We start from the raw sequence: 250 nt of genomic DNA on the forward strand, positions 1-250 counted from the left end.
CTGTTCACGGGGCGTGGCTCCGAGGAGTTGGCGAGTCGCGCGATCTCGGCGGGCGTCACGGACTACCTGCGCAAGGAACGCGGCACCGAGCAGTACGCCCTGCTCGCCCAACAGGTGGTACACGCCGTCGAGCGCGTCCGCGCACACCGGGTTACGAGTGCGGAAGAGCAGCGTCGCCGGACGATCCTGGAGGCGTCGCCGGACCCGATCGTCGTCGTCGTCGACGGAGAGATCGCGTACGCGAACCCGG

1 protein-coding gene is annotated in these 250 nt (G+C 69.6%); it reads left to right on the forward strand.

Annotated elements, in window-relative coordinates:
- On the forward strand, positions 1 to 250 hold a 250-nt coding region (locus tag HKX41_12555), incomplete at both ends, for a diguanylate cyclase (protein ID NNC24966.1).

The sequence above is a fragment of the Salifodinibacter halophilus genome (genome assembly GCA_012999515.1).
Classification (GTDB): Bacteria; Pseudomonadota; Gammaproteobacteria; order Nevskiales; family Salinisphaeraceae; genus Salifodinibacter; species Salifodinibacter halophilus.